Consider the following 1,177-nt stretch of genomic DNA (forward strand, 5'->3'; position numbering starts at 1 on the left):
TTTTACAATTTTATATGCGGGAATAGTTCAGTGGTAGAGCGCAACCTTGCCAAGGTTGAAGTCGCGAGTTCGAATCTCGTTTCCCGCTCCATAAAATACACTATTAATGTGGGTGCATAGCTCAGCTGGATAGAGCAACGCCCTTCTAAGGCGTGTGTCCGGGGTTCGAATCCCTGTGCGCTCACCATTTTAATAGGGGATTCGCCAAGCGGTAAGGCATATGACTCTGACTCATACATTCGGGGGTTCAAATCCCTCATCCCCTGCCAATATAGTGGACCATTAGCTCAGCTGGGAGAGCACCTGACTCTTAATCAGGGTGTCCAGGGTTCGAGCCCCTGATGGTCCACCATTTTTTGAAAATTATGGCGGTATAGCTTAGTTGGCTAGAGCGTTCGGTTCATACCCGAAAGGTCACAGGTTCGAGTCCCGTTACCGCTACTTTTTATGGACCATTAGCTCAGTTGGTTAGAGCGCCCGGCTCATAACCGGTAGGTCTGGGGTTCGAGTCCCTGATGGTCCACCATTTAAATCAAATAATTATTATACCGAGGTGTAGCGCAGTTTGGTAGCGCACGTGGTTTGGGACCATGGGGCCGGGGGTTCGAGTCCCTTCACCTCGACCAATATGTGGTGGGTATAGCTTAGCTGGTTAAAGCGCCAGATTGTGGCTCTGGAGACCGAGAGTTCGAATCTCTTTATCCACCCCATTATTTGATTTTTCATGGCGACATAGCCAAGTGGTAAGGCAGTGGACTGCAACTCCTTGATCTCCAGTTCGAATCTGGATGTCGCCTCTTTATAAATATTCCAAGGTAGCTCAATGGTGGAGCAACCGGCTGTTAACCGGTAGGCTGTGGGTTCGAGCCCCACCCTTGGAGCCATTTAAGCCGAAGTGGCGGAACTGGCAGACGCACAGGACTTAAAATCCTGCGAAACTTATACTTTCGTACCGGTTCGATTCCGGTCTTCGGCACCAGCTTATGGTGTTAAAATACAATATCGCGGAGTGGAGCAGTTGGTAGCTCGTCGGGCTCATAACCCGAAGGTCGTAGGTTCAAGTCCTGCCTCCGCAACCATTATAAATGTCTCAGTTTATTATGGCTCCTTGGTCAAGCGGTTAAGACACCGCCCTTTCACGGCGGTAACAGGGGTTCGATTCCCCTAGGAGTCACTT

At 50.0% G+C, this 1,177-nt stretch carries 13 tRNA genes; all 13 read left to right on the forward strand.

Features of this window, described 5'->3' with window-relative positions:
* Positions 1-16: 16 nt before the first annotated feature.
* Positions 17-91: transfer RNA gene (locus tag HMPREF0631_RS04305), tRNA-Gly, on the forward strand.
* Between the two features lie 19 nt (positions 92-110).
* Positions 111-187, forward strand: a tRNA-Arg gene (locus tag HMPREF0631_RS04310).
* Positions 188-194: 7 nt separating this feature from the next.
* Positions 195-269, forward strand: a tRNA-Gln gene (locus HMPREF0631_RS04315).
* 7 nt (positions 270-276) lie between these two features.
* Positions 277-352 (forward strand) — tRNA-Lys (locus tag HMPREF0631_RS04320).
* A 15-nt stretch (positions 353-367) separates the two neighbouring features.
* Positions 368-441 (forward strand) — tRNA-Met (locus HMPREF0631_RS04325).
* A gap of 8 nt (positions 442-449) precedes the next feature.
* Positions 450-526: transfer RNA gene (locus HMPREF0631_RS04330), tRNA-Ile, on the forward strand.
* 23 nt (positions 527-549) lie between these two features.
* Positions 550-626 (forward strand) — tRNA-Pro (locus HMPREF0631_RS04335).
* 7 nt (positions 627-633) lie between these two features.
* Positions 634-710, forward strand: a tRNA-His gene (locus HMPREF0631_RS04340).
* 16 nt (positions 711-726) lie between these two features.
* Positions 727-797, forward strand: a tRNA-Cys gene (locus HMPREF0631_RS04345).
* Between the two features lie 12 nt (positions 798-809).
* Positions 810-884 (forward strand) — tRNA-Asn (locus HMPREF0631_RS04350).
* Positions 885-889: 5 nt separating this feature from the next.
* Positions 890-979 (forward strand) — tRNA-Leu (locus HMPREF0631_RS04355).
* Positions 980-1,003: 24 nt separating this feature from the next.
* A tRNA-Met gene (locus HMPREF0631_RS04360) sits at positions 1,004-1,079 on the forward strand.
* Between the two features lie 23 nt (positions 1,080-1,102).
* A tRNA-Glu gene (locus HMPREF0631_RS04365) sits at positions 1,103-1,174 on the forward strand.
* The last annotated feature ends 3 nt before the right edge of the window (positions 1,175-1,177 follow it).

The organism is Peptostreptococcus anaerobius 653-L, from assembly GCF_000178095.1.
Classification (GTDB): domain Bacteria; phylum Bacillota; class Clostridia; order Peptostreptococcales; family Peptostreptococcaceae; genus Peptostreptococcus; species Peptostreptococcus anaerobius.